The organism is uncultured Algibacter sp., from assembly GCF_947490405.1.
GTDB lineage: Bacteria > Bacteroidota > Bacteroidia > Flavobacteriales > Flavobacteriaceae > Algibacter_B.
Genome location: NZ_CANLGU010000006.1, coordinates 101839 through 121756, shown reverse-complemented (window position 1 = coordinate 121756; position 19918 = coordinate 101839). Strand labels below are relative to the sequence as shown.

The following is a 19918-nucleotide window of genomic DNA, read 5'->3' as shown; positions in this document are numbered from 1 at the left end:
CATGTAATCATTAACGCTAAACAAATTAAGCGTTGGTTCTTTTATAAAAAATATAAGATACTGCTAATGCTATTAAAGCTACCACTGCTGTTCCTTGTTGTCCATCGCCAACCATGTAGTGTGCAAAAAATGCTAAAACAAAAGCATAAAAGAAACCTGCATACGCCCACTCTTTTAATGTGTTATACCCAGGCATCCATAAAGCTACTAAACCTAATAGTTTTATAATAGCATATGGATATATTATATATGTAGGATACCCAAAACTTTGAAATGCTCCTTTTATCATATCATGCTGAAAAAAGTACATACTTACCGAAAATAGCATTACAGCTGTTAATAAAACTGTTGCTACATAATAGATTATTTTATTTGTTTTCATTTTGATTGTTTTTAATTAGATGACAAAACTACGTAAAATAAATTTATATTCCAAGGAATATATTTCCATGTTATTTATTTTGACGATTTTGTTGCTTATGAACTGTTATAAAACGCTATTTTGCAAAAGGTAACTGATTATAGTTTAGACCTTTTGATAGTTGCTATACCCGCGTTAGGGATTGAACGGCATGTTTGAAATCCCCGACGCAGGAGGGATTGAGTAGTGAAAGCCCGCCCCCTTGTGGGTAACGCCCTAATTAATATTGTATTTTTTAAAATTAATAGCTTTTAGGAGCAAAAATGGTTTTGTAACTTCGTGTACAAATAAATACATCTATGGACATTAACTTCAATAAAAATGAAGATCATAATAAACTTTTGGTTTCTGAGCTTAATAAACGACTAGCAAAAGTGAGTTTAGGCGGTGGGAAATCGCGTATTGAAAAACTACATAGTAAAGGCAAACTTACTGCTAGAGAGCGTATAGACTATTTGTTAGACCAAAAGGCGAATGCGATAGAAATTGGTGCGTTTGCTGGTGAAGACATGTATAAAGAGCATGGTGGCTGCCCATCGGGCGGTGTGGTTGTTAAAATAGGTTACATTAAAGGCAAACAGTGTATTGTTGTTGCCAATGATGCGACGGTTAAGGCTGGTGCTTGGTTTCCTATTACGGGGAAGAAGAACCTTAGGGCGCAAGAATTGGCCATTGAAAACCGACTACCCATTATTTATTTAGTAGATTCTGCTGGGGTGTATTTACCAATGCAAGACGAAATTTTTCCTGATAAGGAGCATTTTGGACGCATTTTTAGAAACAACGCTAAAATGAGTAGTATGGGTATTACTCAAATAGCGGCTGTTATGGGAAGTTGTGTTGCTGGTGGTGCGTATTTGCCTATTATGAGTGACGAGGCTTTAATTGTGGATAAAACAGGGAGTATTTTTTTAGCAGGTAGTTACTTGGTAAAAGCTGCTATTGGTGAAAGTATTGATAATGAAACCTTAGGCGGTGCTACAACACACTGCGAAATTTCTGGTGTGACTGATTATAAAGCGAAAGATGACAAGGATGCGCTAGATAAAATTAAAACTATTGTTGATAAAATTGGAGATTACGACAAAGCTGGTTTTAATAGAATTAACGCTAAAAAACCTAGTGATAACCCAGAGGATATTTTTGGCATTTTACCTAAAAGTCGCGCGGACCAATATGATATGTATGAGATTATAAAACGTTTGGTTGATAACTCTGAATACGAAGAATATAAAGCGGGTTACGGACAAACCATTATTACGTGTTACGCACGTATTGATGGTTGGGCTGTTGGTATTGTTGCTAACCAACGTAAACTGGTAAAAACTACGGGCTCTAAAACGAAACCAACTGAAATGCAATTTGGTGGTGTGATTTATAATGACTCTGCTGATAAAGCTACGCGGTTTATTGCGAATTGTAACCAGAAGAAAATCCCTTTAGTGTTTTTACAAGATGTTACAGGGTTTATGGTGGGTAGTAAAAGTGAACATTCTGGTATTATAAAAGATGGTGCTAAAATGGTAAATGCGGTTAGTAACTCGGTTGTACCAAAATTCACCGTTATTATTGGTAACAGTTATGGTGCTGGCAACTACGCCATGTGTGGTAAAGCTTACGACCCACGATTGATTTTTGCATGGCCTAGTGCAGAACTTGCCGTAATGAGCGGAAATTCTGCTGCTAAAGTATTACTACAAATTGAAAAAGCTTCGCTGCAAAAACAGGGCGAAAAAATTACGCCTGAAAAGGAAGAAGAATTATTTAATAAAATTAAAGACCGCTATGATAACCAAGTATCGCCCTATTATGCTGCTGCTAGAATTTGGACCGATGCTATTATAAATCCGCTAGATACTAGAACCTGGATAAGTATGGGTATTGAAGCGGCTAACCACGCTCCTATTGAAAAACCATTTAATTTAGGTATTTTACAGGTTTAGTTTTTTAAAACTGAAATGATTTCTGGTAATAGACTTATTGCTGTTAATACTATAGCGTTATTTTTCTTTTTTTCTCCTTTTACTGAAGAAACGTTTGATGGCACTTCATTAAAATTATAACCTAATACTTATTCAAAAAACCAATAATGAGTGAAGCTATCTTTTTATTGAGTGAAGACACAAAAAAAGAGGCTTCAATAAAAAAAGCCTCTTTAATTTATTTTGAGATTCCTACTTACGCAGGAAATAGTTACTTTATCTCAGTACTAAAAGGAAATAATAACTGTACACCTTTTTTCTGTGATAAGCGTTTCACTTCTTTAATCAATTTATAGTTTTCGTCTCCAAGTTCTTCAGCTAAAATTTGTTCTTTGGCTTTCGCTAGTCCAAAGGTTTCTAACATTTCATCTAGATTCTTTTCGAACACTGGATATTCCCTGATTTTATAGTCGTCAATTTCAGCTGCTTCTGCAGCATATTTTAGAGCCAGATCTAAACCGCCTAATTCGTCCACTAACCCCCTTTCTAAAGCATCATTTCCAATCCAAACTCTTCCTTGGGCTATTTCCTCAACTTGTTCAGCGGTAAGATTACGTCCTTCTGCTACTCGCTTTGTAAACAAGCTATACACATCAATAACGCCTTCTTTTATATATTTATATTGATTCTCATTTAAAGGTTCAAAAACACTGTATGTCACTGCATTAGTATTGGTAACCACTTGTTCTGCATTAATACCCATATTATCTGCTAAGTTTTTAAAGTTTGGTAAAGTTCCAAACACACCTATACTTCCAGTAATAGTTGTAGATTCAGCGATAACTTTATCAGCATTGGTTGCAATATAATAACCACCAGAAGCTGCCAAATCTCCCATAGACACAATAACAGGTTTTACTTTTTTAGTTAACTCTATTTCTCGCCAAATCAATTCACTCGCCAAAGCGCTTCCTCCTGGAGAATTCACTCGTAATACTATTGCTTTAACCCTTTCATCATCTCTAGCTTTCTTAATAGACTCATTCATAGTGATGTGTCCTACAACTCCTATTTCACCTTCTCCATAAATAATATCTCCCTCAGCATAAATGACTGCAATTTTATTTTTACTAGAATATGATTTTAGTTTAGGTGCTACATGTTGCGCATAATCTTCAACAGAAACATGATGCAATTTTTTGCCTGTAGTAATACCAACCGCGTTTTTTAAACCATTTATATATTCATCATGATATGCAATTTTATCAACCAAATTTGATTTCACAGCCAAGTTTGGTGTTCTTGCCAATAAGCTATCTGCAATTATATCTAATCGCTCTACTGGAATATTTCTAGCTTCTGAAACTTCTTTTTTAATTTCTGACCAAAGTCCATTTAGATATACTGAAATTTGCTGACGATTGTTATCACTCATCTCATTTTCTAGAAATGGCTCTACTGCACTTTTGTATTTTCCATGGCGCACCACTTCCATTTTTACTCCAGATTTTTCTTGAAAATCTTTAAAATATAATCTTTCAGTATATAAGCCTTTAAATTCCATCATCCCAACGGGGTTAATATAAACCGTATCAGCAACAGAACTTAAGTAATAATCTTTTTGTGTGTAAATATCAGCGTATGCCACAATAAACTTTCCTGAATCTTTAAAATCTAGCAAAGCATCACGTAACGTTTTGGTTTGTGATATACCTGCCATAATAAAATTATTTTCTATAGAAATGCCTTTTATTTTATCATCGGTTTTAGCGTATTTTATAGCATTCACTAAATTGAATAATCCATTTTTCTTATCTTCATTTAAAAAGGGATATTCCTTGTAAATAGTTTTACCTGCATAATCTTGTATTGGGAAATCTAATTTTAAATTTAAAACAGAATTTGGCTTTACTTCTACTAACTCTTCTGAAGTCCCTCCAAATAGAGCTCCAAGAATTATTAATCCAAAGAAACAAATTATTAGGAATACAAAAATCCCTGTTACTGTTGAGAGTACACGTTTTATAAAACTCATAGTATTTTTAATCTATATTGAAAGATGTTAAATAATATTTAATGCTTCCAAGGTTTTTTTGCGATGAATTTTACCTGATTTTGTTTCTTTAAATCTTGGTATCGCGTGAATCTCTTTTGGTTTTTCATATTTATCTAAATCATCAAAAATAGATTCATCTAGATGATTACTTTTACTTTCAATAACCAAAATGAGCTTTTCTCCTAGAGTATCATCAGGTCTAGATGCTAAAAAGAATTCTCCATTAATTTTATCTTGAAGTTTACTTTCAATTTGCTCAGGAAATAATTTTATACCTCCAGAGTTAACTACATTATCAAAACGTCCTAACCATTCAAAGCTTTTATCAGAAATGATATTTACAATATCATTCGTTACAATTTTATCATTTGCTAAATTAGGTGCATCAATAACCAAGCAACCTCTTTCGTCTTTAGAAACTATGATTTCAGGAAGTGTTGTAAAGTATGTTTCGCCTACTTGTCCTTTAAAATTATTAAGTTTTTTAATAGCAATATGGGAAACTGTTTCTGTCATTCCATACGTTTCATAGACATTAGGTTTCTTGTCTTTTATTAAATCAACTATTGACTTAGAAACCCTTCCTCCACCAACAATTACAGTTTTTATGTTTTTTAAGTATTTGGCAAAAAACTTGAGCTGCATTGGAGTAAAAGCACAAAACTCATAGTCTTTTTCGTAATCAATTAGAGGCTGAACTGCAGGTTCTACCATATCTAATTCTAATCCTAAAATTATAGCTCTGACAATCATCATTTTACCAGCAATAAAATTTGAAGGCAAGCAATGTAATATTTTACTACCTGGCTTTAAATTAAAAAAATCTCCTGTTGCTATAGCCGAATTTACCATAGCTTGTTTTTTAATTTTTATTTTTTTTGGCCTTCCTGTAGAACCTGATGTTTTTACAATTACATAATCTTTTGCATCTAACCAATCTAAAAGAAAGTTACCGAGTTCCTGCTGATAAGGCAAGCCTTCTTTTACATAGCTATAAGCTATTTCCATAAGATCATTGTACTTGTAGCTTAAACCATCTAACTTAAATTTTCGGTGTACGTTTGTGTAATTTGGTGTCATATTTATTCTAATATTTTGTAATCTTCTTTTGGTGGTTCAATAACTGGTCCCAAAAGTTTATCTTTCCAATTGGTCCATTTATATTTTTTAGTAAGTATAAAAATCAGGATTGGAAACACGACAAATACTGGAACAAATATTTCTACTAATCCCATTTCTGAGGGGTCTGATAAATCTTTTAGTACAGAATCTGTTTGAAAAGCCGTCCAATCTGCTGTAACTAAAAGCGCCGTAAATAAGTTGTTGGCTGCATGAAAGCCTAATGCCAGTTCCAAGCCATCATCCATAAGTGTTATAATACCAAGAAACAAACCTGTTCCGATGTAATATACCATAATAACTGGTCCTAACTTATCTACTTCTGGATTTGCGATGTGCATTAAACCAAAACCCACCGATGTAATAAGCAGTGGCAACCACTTATTTTTAAAGAGCACTCCCAAACCTTGCATTAAATACCCTCTGAAAAAATACTCTTCAAAACTTGTTTGTAATGGTATTAACAAGATTGCAATAGCTGCAAGAATTAAAAAGGGCTGAAGTTTAAAATTCAACTCATAATCTTCAGGAGTCATGTAATAATCTATGAGTACAAAACTACTTGACACCACCCCCCATAAAATGAATATAAACCAAAAACGTTTCCAATCTATTTTTTCCCTAACTGTAGTTAGACGGGTTATTGATTGTTTATGTAATACTTTTGAAGAAATAAACACGCCAATTAAACCAAAAACAAATGACAATAACATTAGAAAAAGAAATAAATTACTTCCAAGTATATCAATCATTTGAGGAATATCAGTTGGCATATTTACAGAACTGTCTCCAAAAATTTTCATTGCTAACATAGCCAGAAGCGGAATCATACCAACTAATTGCCACGAAAAAAACACAATAACAACACCAACTAAATATCTCCAAATATCATATAAACCTTTATAAGCTTGTTGTATGTAACCCATATTATAAATTAAATTTCCAATTCGTATTTTTTCTATACTGCAATGTACCATTTTTTACTTTTAATGGACTTTCAAAATTATTAGTAAACAAACCTCCTGTTCCTAAACCTTGTGGCATTTTAGTCTCTTTAATATAAGTATATTGAGCAATAGCATTTAATCCAACATTACTTTCCAAAGCACTTGTTATCCACCAGCCAATATTTTGGCTTTCTGCAAATTTTATCCATTCATCACTACCTGTAAACCCACCAACCAAACTAGGCTTCAAAATAATAAATTGTGGTTTGATAGTTTGTAACAATTCTTGTTTTTTTGTTACATCAAAAACTCCAATTAATTCTTCATCTAAAGCAATTGGCAGAGGGGTTTTTTCACAAAGCGAAGCCATTTCATTAATTTGCCCTTGTTTTATGGGTTGCTCTATAGAATGCAAATCTAAATCCGACAATACTTTTAATTTTTCTAAAGCTTCAGAAGCACAAAAAGCACCATTAGCATCAACTCGCAACTCAATATCTGTCGATGAAAATTGTTTTCTTATAGATTTTAAAAGATTTATTTCTCTTTCAAAATCTATAGCACCTATTTTCATCTTAATACAATTGAAACCATTCTCTATTTTATCTGCAATTTGAGTCTTCATAAAGGTTTCGCTTCCCATCCATATTAAACCGTTTATAGGGATTGAATCTTCTCCTTTTGTAAATTTTGAAGTAAATATGTTAAAAGCATTATCATTTTCAAGTGATTTAAAAGCTGTTTCTAACCCAAATTGAATACTGGGAAACTCGATTAATTTTTCAAGTAAAGTCTCAAGGCCTAAATGAATATTTGTACAAGTCCATTTTAATGTATCTTCGTATTCTGGAGTATCATCAATAGATAAACCTCTGAATAGACCACATTCGCCTATACCTTGCTTTCCATTTAATTCTAAAAAAACAAACCAAGTTTCCTTTGTTTTTAGAACACCACGAGAAGTACCACTAGGTTGTTTGAAGTTAAGAGAATACTTTTGGTAAGATGCTTTCATAATTTGGTTATAAAAATACACATTACTAATAAAAAAAGGTGCCTTTTCAAGTTATAAAGCACCCTTTTATATATTTGTAATTAAAAGCTCTATTGGCAATGATTATTGCTAAATAAAATTAACTTTACCGCTTTCCATATTGTAAACGGCTGCTACAATTTTTATTTGCCCTTCATTCTCCAATTGTGCCATTTTTGGTGATCTTTTTCTAATATCCTCCACAGTTTGTATAGCATTGTTTTGAATAACACTATTAGTAAAGGCTATATTTTTAGAAGATACTTCTCCGTTTTTCTCCGTGGCTTCTACTGATGGCTTTATCTCGTTTAACAAATCGTTTAAAGCATTCATGTTCATTGAAGCTGCATCTGTATTATCAATAGCATGTTTAACTGCTCCACAGGCTGTATGCCCCATAACTATAACTAGTTTTGATCCTGCAACAGCCGTAGCAAACTCCATAGAACCTACAATATCTTTATTTTCAATATTTCCTGCTACCCTTGCAACAAAAATATCTCCGATACCTAAATCAAAAACATCTTCTACAGGTACCCTACTATCTACACAAGATAGCACGATAGCTTTTGGATATTGCCCTATTGTGGCTTTTCTTCGTTGTGCAGAATGATCGCGACGTGTTAAATTATTAGTCATGAAGTTTTCATTACCTTTTTTTAAGCGCCCAATAATCTCATCTGGCGACATATTAGCTTGCTCCTCTGCTGTAAGTATACTTTTAACAGCTGATTGTTCAATTTCTGGCTCTACAATTTTAGATTCAGATACTACATCTTTTTTGTTTTCTTCACAAGAAATAAAACTAAGGCATATTAATACCATAAACATTGTTTGTAAACTCTTTTTCATAGCTATTTATATTAAAGGTTAATATTAAATTTTAAAAATTATGATGAAAACTTAACTGCAATTGCCCTTTACCCCAATTAACCGTTTTTTGATTCATCCAACCTAACTGGAATCTTTGTCCTGGTTTTAAAACATAACCCAGACCTAGATATGTTCTATTTCTATCAAATAATTCTACGGATTGATTATTTCCTATATTGGTTTGTCCATTGATAAAAAGCTCATTGTAGAAAGCTGCATAAATGGCATCTTTAGTTAAATCCTTTTTATTAAAAGGAATGTTTATAAATAAATTATACCTGTAACGTGTTCTAAAATCTTGATTTTCTACAAATCGCTGCTCATACCTAAACCTATGTGTTAATAAAACTCGATTTAACAGACGTTGAGGAAGAAGAGCTTCTTGGTAAATTCTATTTTCGCTTGTTGTATCATTACTGTCACCAAAAGTTCCAGTTGTAATATTAGCGTATCCCAATGTTAGTAGTACGTTTGAATCTTTTGGTGTGTAAGTTAAACCTGTTCTTACTAAAAGCTGTTCTAAATCACCAATAGTATTCCAGTTTCGATATTGTAAATCTCCTTGTATTCCAAATCGATTATTTTCAAACTGTTTATTAAAAAAGTACATATACCATGCACCTGTTTTTGATTGATCTATTTGTCCTTGGCAAAACAAGCTTGACAAAGCAACGAATAATAATAGTTTGTATTTCATTTTTAATTGTTTTAATCTCTATTGTAAAAGTAATACTATTAAATCTTAGAATAAATTAGTCTCTATTTCTTTTCTTTATAAAGAAATAGATAAATTAAATAAAGGATTTAAATCATTAAATCTCTATAGATTGGCCAATTTTCAGTAAGGTAAGCGATTTTAACTCTGCATCAAATTTTGCTTTTGCATTAACTGAGTCAATTTCTATATAGCCAAAGGTATCATAATGATAACCAAGTATATTATCACATTTTAAAAAATCTGATGCTATCATAGCATCATTAACTCCCATTGTAAAGTTATCACCTATAGGTAAAATTGCTAAGTCTAAATCGTATTTATAGGCTTTCGGAATTAATTTCATATCATATGTTAAAGCCGTATCACCAGCAATATATATCGCTTTACGTTTTGTTTTTATAACAAACCCTCCTGGTTGCCCTCCATAACTACCATCTGGGAAAGAGGATGTATGTATAGCATTCACATATCGTACGTTGCCAAAATCAAAATTCCACTGACCACCATGATTCATAGGATGACCTGCAATACCTAACTTTTCATAATACGAAACAATTTCGAAGTTAGAGATTATCTTTGCTCCTGTTCTTTTGGCTATACTCTCAACATCCAATATATGATCTTGATGTGCATGTGTAACCATTATATAATCTGCTGCTAAAGTATTTATATCGATTTCAGAAGCTTTAGGATTTCCTGTTATAAATGGATCTACTATTATATTGATATTATCTATTTGAATACCAAGACTCGCATGACCGTAGAATGTAATTTGCATCTGTTATTAAGGTAAAATATGTTATTAAGTAAATTTACTAAAATGGTAGTAAATGTCCAATTCCCATTAATGTAGCTATTAAAACTGTTGTTAAAGCTAGTTTCTTTAGTTCAGGATCAAATAATTTAGGATCCGTTATTTTGTTGACTCTTTTTAAGTGAAGAAGTAGAGGGATGTAAGTAACACAAAAAATTAAATTATATATTGAAGTAAAATATAGCAATCCAAAGAGTCCAGAAAACACGATAGCTCCTACTACCAGCATGTTATGGTAGATTTTTACTTTTGCCTCACCTAATTTAACAGCTAAAGTAAATTTACGAGATTTTTCATCAGTTAACCTATCTCTCATATTGTTTAAGTTAAGCACTGCTGTACTTAAGAGACCTATTGTAAAAGCTGGTAAAAAAGTAACATGGTCAAGCTTTTTAGTATATAAAACGTAAGAACCAATAACGCTAACAAATCCAAAAAAAACGAAAACAAAAACATCCCCTAACCCTTTATAGCCATAGGCATTGGTTCCCATAGTATAACGAATAGCTGCAATTATAGCACCAATTCCTAAGACAAAGAAGAACAAAGTAAAATAAAAATGCTTTACTCCAAATGCAGAGTGAATTAGTGTTATAGCCAGACCAATTGATATTACTATATTCAATTTAATACCATTAAGTAACTCTTCTGATGATATTTTTCCAGATTGAAGAGCTCGTTCTGGACCTATACGCTCATTATTATCAGTACCCTTTAGTCCATCTCCATAATCATTAGCAAGATTAGAAAGAATTTGAAAACTAACTGTAGTTAAAATAGCTAAAGAAAAAATTTCCCATGAAAAAGCACTATTATAATAGGCAAAACAAGACGCCAAAACCACACCCGCAATTGATAAAGGCAAGGTTCTTAAACGCATTGCAGATATCCAAATATTTATACTCTGCATCATGGAATCCATTTTTTATCAAAATTAGGTTTACGCTTTTCTAAAAAGGCATCTCTACCTTCTTTTGCTTCATCGGTCATATAAGCCAAACGCGTGGCTTCACCAGCAAATACTTGTTGCCCTACCATACCATCGTCTGTCAAATTCATTGCAAATTTCAACATTTTTATAGACGTTGGCGATTTAGCTAATATTTCTTGTGCCCATTCGTAAGCAGTACTTTCTAATGCTTCATGAGGAATTACAGCATTAACCATCCCCATCTCGTAAGCTTCTTGTGCAGAATAATTTCTACCTAAGAAAAATATTTCTCTAGCTTTTTTTTGCCCCACCATTTTTGCTAAATAAGCAGAACCATAGCCTCCATCAAAACTTGTAACGTCTGCATCAGTTTGCTTAAAAATAGCATGTTCTTTACTAGCTAGTGTTAAATCGCAAACAACATGTAAACTATGTCCACCACCAACGGCCCAACCTGGAACCACAGCAATTACAGCTTTAGGCATAAAACGAATTAATCTTTGGACTTCTAAAATGTTTAAACGATGATAACCATCTTCTCCTACATAACCTTGATGACCTCTTGCTTTTTGATCACCTCCGCTACAAAATGAATAGATGCCATCTTTAGTCGATGGTCCTTCAGCAGATAATAATACTACTCCAATATTAACATCTTCATTTGCATCATAAAATGCATCATATAGTTCACTCGTAGTTTGAGGACGAAATGCATTTCTAACATTAGGCCTATTAAATGCTATTCTTGCAACTCCATTACTCTTTTTATAAGTAATGTCTGTGTATTCTTTAACAACGACCCATTCAGGTTGATTCATACTAGTTCTTTTTATTCAAAAATATATCTATTTCATTAAACAAACGGTTTCATATCAAAACTTTTTAAGCAAAATAAAACCATTCTAATCATATAAATATCAAAAATCACTTTTTTTGATTAAAAAACACATAAAAAAGATAGTGGATATTTATGCTTTAACTATTTTTTAAGTATCAAATTGAAGATACCACAAAAATACAAAATAGGTATAAGTACGTATTGTATGTAATATAATATTTACTAATTTTGTAATAATAAAACCAGATATTAACATGTTATTGATAAAAATTTGTTTTTTATCGAATAAAAATGTATTTTGTCGAACTTTTAATCCCAATCGCCTATGTTATTAACAATTACTCTAATTCTTTCTGGACTTATAATTATCAATTTACTTCTGCTAAAATTTAGTTGTAATAAAACGGTTAAGTCGTCAAAAATTGATAAAAAACCTGTTGTTTTAAGAACACGTATTACAATGCCAACTGCATCGCAAACATTAGCGCCTACTGGTAGTTAAATAAATTAAAGTGACTTCACTATTATTTTGTGTCTTACATATAGATTCAAAATAAATATTGTTTAATATGCTTTATCTAGCTTTTTTAGTTGCGTCAATAACTTTTGCACTATTTTTTCTTTTACACGTAAGTATCAGGAATAAGAATCGGTAAGCAATTACCAGTTTATTGATTTCTGTCCTTGGCTTTTCAACCATTCATTGGTTTTACTAAACGCCATATTACCAAACCAATAACCTCTATTAGCACTTAATGGTGAAGGATGCCCCGAAGTAAATACCTTGTGCTTGCTCTCATCAATTAACTTTACTTTCTTCTTAGCATAACCTCCCCACAATAGAAATACAACATTTTCCTTTCTATTGCTGATTGTTTTAATAACGGCATCGGTAAAAACCTCCCATCCTCTTTTTTGGTGGCTTCCAGCTTGATGCGCTCTAACTGTAAGAGTTGCATTTAGTAATAATACGCCTTGATCTGCCCAACGTAATAAGTTTCCACTTTTTGGATATGGAATACCTAAATCTGTTTCAATTTCTTTAAAAATATTAATAAGAGAAGGCGGATGAGACACACCATTATTTACTGAAAAACATAAACCATTGGCTTGTTTTGGTCCGTGATAAGGATCTTGACCTATAATAACTACTCTACAGTCATTAAAATGACAATGATTAAAAGCATTGAATATTTGATTTCCTGGGGGAAAACATTCATGGCTTTTATATTCAGACTTTACAAACTTTGCTAAATCTGAAAAATAAGGCTTATTGAATTCTTCTTCCAAATATGGCTTCCAGCTTTCATGAATATTAACATCCATATAATATTTCTAATTAAATATTCGTACTAACAACTCTTTAAGTAAATCACCTTGAGGAACAGCATTTGAGCCAACACCTTTACTCTTTACATCAAATTCTCTAAGTGTTGAAACCACAGCACTTACTTTTCGCATTGGAAAGTTTCTAGCAGCACTAATATATTCATTAACAAAATACGGGTTAATTCTTAAAGCAGAAGCAACACTTCTAGGCGACTTATCCTTTAATCCATGAAAATGAAGTAATTGCGAAAAGAAGTTAAACAGAAGCGATACCGTAACAACCATTGGGTTATCTTTTGGATTATCAGCAAAATAATTAACAATTTTATAAGCTTTAACCGTATTGCGTTCTCCAATTGCTTTTCGTAACTCAAAATTATTATAGTCTTTACTAATACCTATATTTTCTTCAATATGATCTGGTGATATTTGAGTACCCTCGGGTAAAATAATTTGAAGTTTTTCTAGCTCGTTATTTATTTTACTCAAATCTGTGCCTAAAAACTCAACTAGCATTTGAGCGGCTTTTGGCGATATCGTATATTTTTTTGGAGATAATATTCTACGAATCCAATCGGCAACTTGATTTTCATAAAGCTTTTTGCTTTCATAAACAACACCTGTTTTCTTTAGTGCTTTATACAAAGCCTTACGCTTATCTATTTTTTTGTACTTATAATTTATTACTAAAACTGTAGATGTTTGTGGATTATCAGCGTAACTAGCAAGCTTTTCAATGGTTCGCGATAAATCTTGAGCTTCCTTAACAATAACCACTTGGTGTTCAGCCATCATAGGAAATCTTTTGGCATTACCAACTACATCCTCTACTGATACATCTCTGCCATATAATATCATTTGATTAAAACCACGCTCTTCTTCATTTAATACCGTTGCTTCAATAAAATCGGAAATTTTATCAATATAGTAAGGCTCCTCGCCCATCAAAAAATAGATAGGTTTCAGGTTTTTATTTTTAATGTCGGTAACTAATTGTTTGACGTCGTCCAAATCAGAATAAAAATTTCTTTCAAAATCACTTGATGTGATATTATAATGATAAATTTGTGAAGTGCAGCATTTGAATTTTCCAACATACACATTTCGATTCAAAAATAACGAAAATAAAGTTTCTATTTTCGATAGTATTCGCAAAAAATTTGTGGTTTTACAACCAGAAGAATGGGTGCGTCAGCATTGTGTTCAATTCTTAATTCAAGAAAAGGGCTATCCAGAATCTTTAATTAATGTTGAAAAAGAGTTGACTATAAATAGTTTAAAAAAACGCTACGATATTGTAGTATTTAATTCAGATGGTAGTATTCATATCATCGTAGAATGTAAGGCGCCAAAAATACGTATTAATCAAAATACATTCGATCAAATAGCGCGTTATAATTTAGAGTTAAATGCTGCTTTTCTTATGGTAACCAATGGATTAAATCATTATTATTGCCAAATGGATTTTGAGAATGAACGCTATCAATTTTTAAAAGATATTCCAGAATATATTAAATGAAAGTAGCCATCGTCATATTAAACTGGAATGGAAAAAAACTACTCGAACAGTTTTTACCTTTTGTTATTGAACACTCAAAAGAAGCAGCAATTTATGTGGCAGATAATGCCTCCACTGATGACTCTGTGAATTACATAAAAACCACATTTCCTACAATTACTATTGTTCAAAACAAAGAAAATGGCGGTTATGCAAAAGGCTATAATGATGCGTTAAAAAATATTGAAGCCGATGTATTTTGTCTTTTAAATAGCGATGTAGAAGTGACTCCTAATTGGTTAACACCCGTTATTAAAACTTTTAAAACCCAAGACAGTACCGCTATTATTCAACCCAAAATATTAGATTACCACAACAAAATGTATTTTGAATATGCAGGAGCCGCAGGCGGATTTATTGATAAATATGCATATCCGTATTGTAGAGGGCGAATTTTTAACACTTTAGAAAAAGACCAAGGGCAATACAACGATACCTCAGAAATCTTTTGGGCTTCGGGTGCTTGTTTATTTATTAGAGCAAAATTATTTAGAGCACTAAATGGTTTTGATGAATCCTTTTTTGCACACATGGAAGAAATAGATTTGTGTTGGCGTGCAAAAAACAATGGCTACCATATAAAATATGTAGGTGCATCAACAGTCTATCATGTTGGCGGTGCTACATTAAAAAACACAAACCCCAAAAAAACATTCTTAAATTTTAGAAATAGCCTCTTTACACTTACTAAAAACGCAAATGGGTTTATTTTAGGAAAAGTATTTATACGTCTTATTTTAGATGGTATTGCTGCTTTAAAATTTCTACTAGAATTTAAACCTAAGCACACTTTAGCAATCTTAAAAGCACATTTTAGTTATTATTCGCATTTAAACAGGCTATTAAACCAAAGAAAGGTCTTAAAAAGCAAAATTAAGTACTATCAAAGAGCATCTATCGTGTTCGATTATTTCGTAAATAAAAAAACGAATTACAAAAGTTTATAACTCGTTAGTAAAAGTTTTGTTAAAATGTTTAAAAACACTGATTTTTATATACTTTTGTGCTAGTATTTTAGAAAAAATTAATCCTTAATAATAATCATGAAAAAAATTCTATTACTTAGTGTATCTGCCATGTTGTTTTTAAGTTCATGTGTGTCTAAAAAATTATACACAGACCTTCAAGCAAAACAAAAAGAAACTCAAGATTTACTTAACTCTGCAACGGTAAAATTAAATGCCTGTTTAGAAGATAGAGCTTCTGCATCTGCAAGAGCCACAGCTTTAGAAGAGCAAGTAGCAGATTTACGTAAAAGTAATGACAACCTAACTGTGTTATCTGCCAAAGGCGCTAGTAATGTTGAAAAAACATTAGAAAGCATTAAAGAAAAAGAACTTAAAATAACACGTTTACAAGATGCACTTACTCAAAAAGACAGTGTAACATTAGCTTTAGTAACAAGCTTAAAACGCGAAGTTGGTATTAACGACCCAGACATTGAAGTTAATGTTGAAAAAGGTGTTGTTTTTATCTCGATAGCTGATAAGTTATTATTTAAAAGCGGAAGCTACAATGTAACCACAAGAGCTAAAGAGGTTTTAGCTAAGGTTGCTAAAGTAGTAAACAGTAAACCAGATTTTGAAGCTATGGTTGAAGGGCATACAGATAATGTACCATACAGCAAAGAGCCGTTAATAGATAACTGGGATTTAAGTGTAAAACGTTCTACATCTATCATCAGAGTATTACAAGAGCTTGGTGTAAACCCAAAACAACTTATAGCTGCAGGTCGTGCAGAGTTTGTACCTTTAGTTGATAATGATACTGCTGAAAACAGAGCAAAAAACAGACGTACACGTATTGTTGTGCTTCCAAAAATCGATCAGTTTTACGACATGATTGAAAAAGAAATGAAAAACTTAGCTGCTGGTAATAACTAGTAATCTTAAAATATAATTTTAAAAAGCTCAACTACTAAGTTGGGCTTTTTTGTTTTTAAAACTTTGGGCGTTACCCTAAGGGGTCAGGCTATCCACTATATCTTTTTTAAACATAATTGCGAGGAGTACACAACGTGGCAATCTTTTAAATTATAGTTTTAAACCAAAAATTATTGCTTGTTAAATTTTAAAAAAGGATGCCGTTTCTATCCTTAACGCGGGCTTATAAACTCCATTATAAATTTACTAATAGGGTTGAAGCCAATTACTTGAATTTGTAAAAAAATTCAACTACCTTCGTTTAACAACCGATAAGTTTCACCAGTGCTGAACTTGTTTCAGTATTGAAACGGAAACTTATCTATGCATTACCTGTAATGCAAAAAAACCCTGCTATCATTAAGGTTCGTGCTGAAAAGCCAACGCTCAAACAGCACATTTATTTTTTGCCGAACGCTTCTGCCAATGCTAAAAAATAAAAGAGCTGTTTTTTTGCCAACGCTCACGACTAAATTTGTAAATTTGAAATGATGCAAACGACTTTAGAAATTGAAAAAAACACAGATACTTTACCAAGTAAATACGCTGATATACTTGGAGTTAAGTACACTTCTACTGTTTCTAAAGAACATAAAAAAGGAAAAGGTCAATTTTTTACACCAACTGCAATTTCCAATTTTATGGGAAGTATTGCAAGCGAACCAAAATCTAAAAACATTACTATTCTTGACCCAGGTTGTGGAACTGCGATTTTGACTTGTGCACTCGTAGAAAACCTTATTGAATTTGAAATTAATTCAATTCAATTAGTCGCTTACGAAACAGATATTACACTTTTTCCATATACAGAACAATCTTTACAACATTTGAAAAAATGGACTAAAGAAAAAGGTGTAAAGTTTAGTTACACACTTCTGACAAGTGATTTTATAGAAGATATGGCAAATTCAATGGAAAACCACATTGAAAGTTTTGATTATATAATTTCAAACCCACCATATTTTAAACTCGCAAAAGACGACAAAAGAGTAAAGCTTTTACAAAATTTAGTAAAAGGGCAACCTAACATTTATTCTTTCTTTTTGGCTGTTTCAGTAAATCTCTTAAAAAAGAATGGCGAATTAATTTATATCATACCAAGAAGCTTCTCTTCTGGTCAATATTTCAATTCATTTAGAGATTACTTTTTCAATAACATAAATCTAAATTTTATTCATCTTTTCAAGTCACGAAGTGAAACTTTTGATAGAGATAGCGTTTTGCAAGAAACATTGATTTTAAAAGGAAACAAAGACAATTCTACAGAAGTAATAATCTCAACATCAGAAGGCTTAAAAGATATTCAAGAACCATTGCAAAAGACTTTTGATATTAGTGATTTGATTGATTTAAAATCAAAAGCAAAAATACTTCATTTACCAACTACAGAATATGAAGAAAACGTTATTCAATTATTCAAATCTTGGAAAAACAATTTAATCGACTTTGGTATTCAGATTTCAACAGGTCCAGTAGTTTCATTTCGTTCAAGAGAATTTTTATTTGATGCTTATGAAAACACAACCGTATTCCTTGCACCTTTATATTGGTTACATAACGTTACCAAAATGAAAGCCGATTGGCCAAATTTCATTGCTAATAAAAGTCAGTACATAAACAAAACTGATGTTTCAAAAAAAATGCTGACTATCAATAAAAACTATGTGTTTTTAAGACGATTTAGTTCTAAAGATGATAAAAGTAGATTGATTGCTTCACCGTACTTTTCGAGATTTAACGATACTGATTACATAGGAATAGAAAATAAGCTCAATTACATCTACAGACTTGAAGGAGAGCTTCAAGAAAATGAAGCTGTTGGAATTTCGGCAATCTTAAACTCTAAAGTATTTGATACCTATTTTAGGACTTTTAATGGAAACGTAAATGTTAGTGCAACAGAAATACGACTAATGCCATTTCCAACTATTGAGCAAATAAGAAAAGTTGGTTCAATACTTATCGAACAAAACAATTTTTCCGAAGAAAAAATAAATTCCATTGTTGACGAATGGTTAGAACAAAATATTTTAGCAGTTAATGAATAAAATTGAAGAAGCCCAAATCATCCTAAAAGATTTAGGATTACCACAATCACAGCAGAATGAAATGTCGGCAGTTACACTTTTAGCTCTTTGTAATATTAAAGAAACTGACAAATGGAAAGATGCCGAAAAAATAAGTCTTGGAGTTAGTAATGGTGTTATGAAATTCAGTTCTGATTTTTATAATATGAACTATGCACCAAACTCAAGAGAAACATTTCGCAGAAAAGTTCTTCATCAGTTTATACAAGCCAGAATTGTAGATTACAATCCAGACGACCCTACTATTCCTGTAAATAGTCCACGAGCACATTATGGTATTGCAAAAGAAGCTTTAGCAGTTATTCAAACTTTCGGTTCGAAAAATTGGGAAGAAAATGCAACTGAATTTAGAGCATCGGTTGGCGATTTATCTAAAAAGTACGCAAAAAACAAAGCTGTAGCTCGAGTTCCTGTTAAGCTACCAAATGGAAAAGTTTTGAAATTATCACCAGGAAAACATAATGAAGTTCAATCTGCAATAGTTGAGCAGTTTTTACCTGAATTTGCAGAAGGAAGTGAGTTACTATATTTAGGCGATACAGAAACAAAAGACCTTTATACCGATAAGAAAACTTTGGCAGAAATTGGAATACCAATTGACCAACATAGCAAACTACCTGATGTGGTTCTATATCATCGTGAAAAGAATTGGCTTTATTTAATTGAAGCAGTTACTTCTCACGGACCAGTTTCACCGAAAAGAGTTCACGAATTAGAAGAACTACTTGAAAATTGTGATGCTGGAAAAATATATGTTACTGCTTTTCCAGATTTTAAGGAATTCAAAAAATGGTCGAAAAAAATTGCGTGGGAAACTGAAATTTGGATTTGTGAGATGCCAAGTCATATGATACATTTTAATGGCGACAGATTTATGGGTCCAAGATAATAAGCCAACGCTCAAAGCCATACACATTTCAAGTCGCGCCAGCCAAAGCGCCACCAAAACTGTAAAAGAGTATGTCTTCTGCCAACGCTAGCAAGTTTGTGGAAAAGCACTACAGGTAACAATGTATAAAAAAAATAGGGCAAAAAGTGCTTAACCGAAAGGTCTGTGTGTATTTGCGAAGTCGCCAAATTTTTAAATTTGGTATATTTAAAACAAGAAAAGATAAATAACAAAATTTAAAAATTCGGCTTTAGCTTAATCCGAAAAGTATCGCTTAGAACTACCCTACTTTTCTTATACTAGACCGTTAAACGAACCTCTCAAAAAATCGTTTTATTCTGAATTAAGAACTACAACAGCTAATATACCCGCGCTAAGGATTGAGCGGTATGTTGGAGCTCCTCGCAGAGAGCGACTAGCGAAAGCCTGACCTCCCGATAGCTATCGGGATGGTAGCGCCC

Annotated in this window: 19 protein-coding genes; 7 read left to right on the top strand and 12 right to left on the bottom strand. The window is 32.2% G+C overall.

The features are described 5' to 3' along the window. Window positions 1-25: 25 nt before the first annotated feature. A complete protein-coding gene (locus tag Q0772_RS13250; RefSeq protein WP_298345735.1) occupies window positions 26-382 on the bottom strand; it encodes a DoxX family protein in 357 nt (118 codons plus the stop codon). Between the two features lie 338 nt (window positions 383-720). Between Q0772_RS13250 and Q0772_RS13245 the strand changes: the two genes are divergently transcribed. Further along, window positions 721-2364, top strand: coding sequence for a carboxyl transferase domain-containing protein (locus Q0772_RS13245; RefSeq protein ID WP_298345732.1), 1644 nt, complete (start codon window positions 721-723; stop codon window positions 2362-2364). Between the two features lie 250 nt (window positions 2365-2614). On the opposite strand, the gene sppA is transcribed toward Q0772_RS13245, so the two are convergent. The 9 genes from sppA to Q0772_RS13200 all read right to left on the bottom strand — a co-directional run bounded on the left by sppA (window position 2615) and on the right by Q0772_RS13200 (window position 11652). Continuing rightward, window positions 2615-4378, bottom strand: a complete 1764-nt coding sequence (gene sppA, locus Q0772_RS13240; RefSeq protein ID WP_298345729.1) for a signal peptide peptidase SppA — start codon at window positions 4376-4378, stop codon at window positions 2615-2617. 27 nt (window positions 4379-4405) lie between these two features. Beyond that, entirely contained in the window at window positions 4406-5479 is a 1074-nt protein-coding gene (locus Q0772_RS13235) for an AMP-binding protein (protein WP_298345726.1), read from the bottom strand. A 2-nt stretch (window positions 5480-5481) separates the two neighbouring features. Then, window positions 5482-6444 (bottom strand): CPBP family intramembrane glutamic endopeptidase, encoded by a 963-nt coding sequence (locus tag Q0772_RS13230; RefSeq protein ID WP_298345723.1) that lies wholly within the window; start codon window positions 6442-6444, stop codon window positions 5482-5484. Between the two features lies 1 nt (window position 6445). Then, window positions 6446-7480: an o-succinylbenzoate synthase gene (locus tag Q0772_RS13225; protein ID WP_298345720.1), complete on the bottom strand. Its 1035-nt coding sequence runs from the start codon at window positions 7478-7480 to the stop codon at window positions 6446-6448. Window positions 7481-7588: 108 nt separating this feature from the next. Beyond that, window positions 7589-8350, bottom strand: coding sequence for a carbonic anhydrase family protein (locus Q0772_RS13220; protein WP_298345717.1), 762 nt, complete (start codon window positions 8348-8350; stop codon window positions 7589-7591). A gap of 31 nt (window positions 8351-8381) precedes the next feature. Next, on the bottom strand, window positions 8382-9068 hold the full coding sequence (locus Q0772_RS13215) for a DUF2490 domain-containing protein (protein ID WP_298345713.1): 687 nt from the start codon (window positions 9066-9068) through the stop codon (window positions 8382-8384). A gap of 115 nt (window positions 9069-9183) precedes the next feature. Next, window positions 9184-9867 carry a metal-dependent hydrolase gene (locus Q0772_RS13210; RefSeq protein ID WP_298345710.1) on the bottom strand — a complete coding sequence of 228 codons (684 nt, stop codon included), beginning with the start codon at window positions 9865-9867 and terminating at the stop codon, window positions 9184-9186. A gap of 37 nt (window positions 9868-9904) precedes the next feature. Then, on the bottom strand, window positions 9905-10816 hold the full coding sequence (gene menA / locus Q0772_RS13205) for a 1,4-dihydroxy-2-naphthoate octaprenyltransferase (protein ID WP_366105761.1): 912 nt from the start codon (window positions 10814-10816) through the stop codon (window positions 9905-9907). Next, window positions 10813-11652: a 1,4-dihydroxy-2-naphthoyl-CoA synthase gene (locus Q0772_RS13200; RefSeq protein WP_298345708.1), complete on the bottom strand. Its 840-nt coding sequence runs from the start codon at window positions 11650-11652 to the stop codon at window positions 10813-10815. The genes menA and Q0772_RS13200 overlap by 4 nt, the downstream gene beginning before the upstream one ends. Window positions 11653-11997: 345 nt before the next feature. Between Q0772_RS13200 and Q0772_RS13195 the strand changes: the two genes are divergently transcribed. Beyond that, window positions 11998-12174: a hypothetical protein gene (locus tag Q0772_RS13195; RefSeq protein ID WP_298345705.1), complete on the top strand. Its 177-nt coding sequence runs from the start codon at window positions 11998-12000 to the stop codon at window positions 12172-12174. Between the two features lie 158 nt (window positions 12175-12332). Here Q0772_RS13195 and Q0772_RS13190 read toward each other — a convergent pair whose 3' ends face one another. Together Q0772_RS13190 and holA are read right to left on the bottom strand one after the other, a co-directional pair. Further along, on the bottom strand, window positions 12333-12998 hold the full coding sequence (locus tag Q0772_RS13190) for a uracil-DNA glycosylase (RefSeq protein WP_298345702.1): 666 nt from the start codon (window positions 12996-12998) through the stop codon (window positions 12333-12335). Between the two features lie 9 nt (window positions 12999-13007). After that, a complete protein-coding gene (gene holA / locus Q0772_RS13185) occupies window positions 13008-14012 on the bottom strand; it encodes a DNA polymerase III subunit delta (RefSeq protein WP_298345699.1) in 1005 nt (334 codons plus the stop codon). Between the two features lie 61 nt (window positions 14013-14073). Between holA and Q0772_RS13180 the strand changes: the two genes are divergently transcribed. The 5 genes from Q0772_RS13180 to Q0772_RS13160 all read left to right on the top strand — a co-directional run bounded on the left by Q0772_RS13180 (window position 14074) and on the right by Q0772_RS13160 (window position 19457). Beyond that, window positions 14074-14520 (top strand): type I restriction enzyme HsdR N-terminal domain-containing protein, encoded by a 447-nt coding sequence (locus Q0772_RS13180; RefSeq protein ID WP_298345696.1) that lies wholly within the window; start codon window positions 14074-14076, stop codon window positions 14518-14520. Further along, window positions 14517-15506 (top strand): glycosyltransferase family 2 protein, encoded by a 990-nt coding sequence (locus Q0772_RS13175; protein WP_298345693.1) that lies wholly within the window; start codon window positions 14517-14519, stop codon window positions 15504-15506. The genes Q0772_RS13180 and Q0772_RS13175 overlap by 4 nt, the downstream gene beginning before the upstream one ends. Before the next feature lie 96 nt (window positions 15507-15602). After that, window positions 15603-16442: an OmpA family protein gene (locus Q0772_RS13170; protein ID WP_298345690.1), complete on the top strand. Its 840-nt coding sequence runs from the start codon at window positions 15603-15605 to the stop codon at window positions 16440-16442. A 527-nt stretch (window positions 16443-16969) separates the two neighbouring features. Beyond that, window positions 16970-18529 (top strand): N-6 DNA methylase, encoded by a 1560-nt coding sequence (locus Q0772_RS13165; RefSeq protein ID WP_298345688.1) that lies wholly within the window; start codon window positions 16970-16972, stop codon window positions 18527-18529. Continuing rightward, window positions 18522-19457: a BsuBI/PstI family type II restriction endonuclease gene (locus tag Q0772_RS13160; protein WP_298345685.1), complete on the top strand. Its 936-nt coding sequence runs from the start codon at window positions 18522-18524 to the stop codon at window positions 19455-19457. The genes Q0772_RS13165 and Q0772_RS13160 overlap by 8 nt, the downstream gene beginning before the upstream one ends. Window positions 19458-19918 lie beyond the last annotated feature (461 nt).

What these genes read in the sequence shown, in the direction of transcription:
- Q0772_RS13250 (WP_298345735.1), bottom strand. Translation starts at nt 382, where the DNA reads ATGAAAACAAATAAAATAATCTATTATGTAGCAACAGTTTTATTAACA.
- Q0772_RS13245 (WP_298345732.1), top strand. Translation starts at nt 721, where the DNA reads ATGGACATTAACTTCAATAAAAATGAAGATCATAATAAACTTTTGGTT.
- sppA (WP_298345729.1), bottom strand. Translation starts at nt 4,378, where the DNA reads ATGAGTTTTATAAAACGTGTACTCTCAACAGTAACAGGGATTTTTGTA.
- Q0772_RS13235 (WP_298345726.1), bottom strand. Translation starts at nt 5,479, where the DNA reads ATGACACCAAATTACACAAACGTACACCGAAAATTTAAGTTAGATGGT.
- Q0772_RS13230 (WP_298345723.1), bottom strand. Translation starts at nt 6,444, where the DNA reads ATGGGTTACATACAACAAGCTTATAAAGGTTTATATGATATTTGGAGA.
- Q0772_RS13225 (WP_298345720.1), bottom strand. Translation starts at nt 7,480, where the DNA reads ATGAAAGCATCTTACCAAAAGTATTCTCTTAACTTCAAACAACCTAGT.
- Q0772_RS13220 (WP_298345717.1), bottom strand. Translation starts at nt 8,350, where the DNA reads ATGAAAAAGAGTTTACAAACAATGTTTATGGTATTAATATGCCTTAGT.
- Q0772_RS13215 (WP_298345713.1), bottom strand. Translation starts at nt 9,068, where the DNA reads ATGAAATACAAACTATTATTATTCGTTGCTTTGTCAAGCTTGTTTTGC.
- Q0772_RS13210 (WP_298345710.1), bottom strand. Translation starts at nt 9,867, where the DNA reads ATGCAAATTACATTCTACGGTCATGCGAGTCTTGGTATTCAAATAGAT.
- menA (WP_366105761.1), bottom strand. Translation starts at nt 10,816, where the DNA reads ATGATGCAGAGTATAAATATTTGGATATCTGCAATGCGTTTAAGAACC.
- Q0772_RS13200 (WP_298345708.1), bottom strand. Translation starts at nt 11,652, where the DNA reads ATGAATCAACCTGAATGGGTCGTTGTTAAAGAATACACAGACATTACT.
- Q0772_RS13195 (WP_298345705.1), top strand. Translation starts at nt 11,998, where the DNA reads ATGTTATTAACAATTACTCTAATTCTTTCTGGACTTATAATTATCAAT.
- Q0772_RS13190 (WP_298345702.1), bottom strand. Translation starts at nt 12,998, where the DNA reads ATGGATGTTAATATTCATGAAAGCTGGAAGCCATATTTGGAAGAAGAA.
- Q0772_RS13175 (WP_298345693.1), top strand. Translation starts at nt 14,517, where the DNA reads ATGAAAGTAGCCATCGTCATATTAAACTGGAATGGAAAAAAACTACTC.
- Q0772_RS13170 (WP_298345690.1), top strand. Translation starts at nt 15,603, where the DNA reads ATGAAAAAAATTCTATTACTTAGTGTATCTGCCATGTTGTTTTTAAGT.
- Q0772_RS13165 (WP_298345688.1), top strand. Translation starts at nt 16,970, where the DNA reads ATGATGCAAACGACTTTAGAAATTGAAAAAAACACAGATACTTTACCA.
- Q0772_RS13160 (WP_298345685.1), top strand. Translation starts at nt 18,522, where the DNA reads ATGAATAAAATTGAAGAAGCCCAAATCATCCTAAAAGATTTAGGATTA.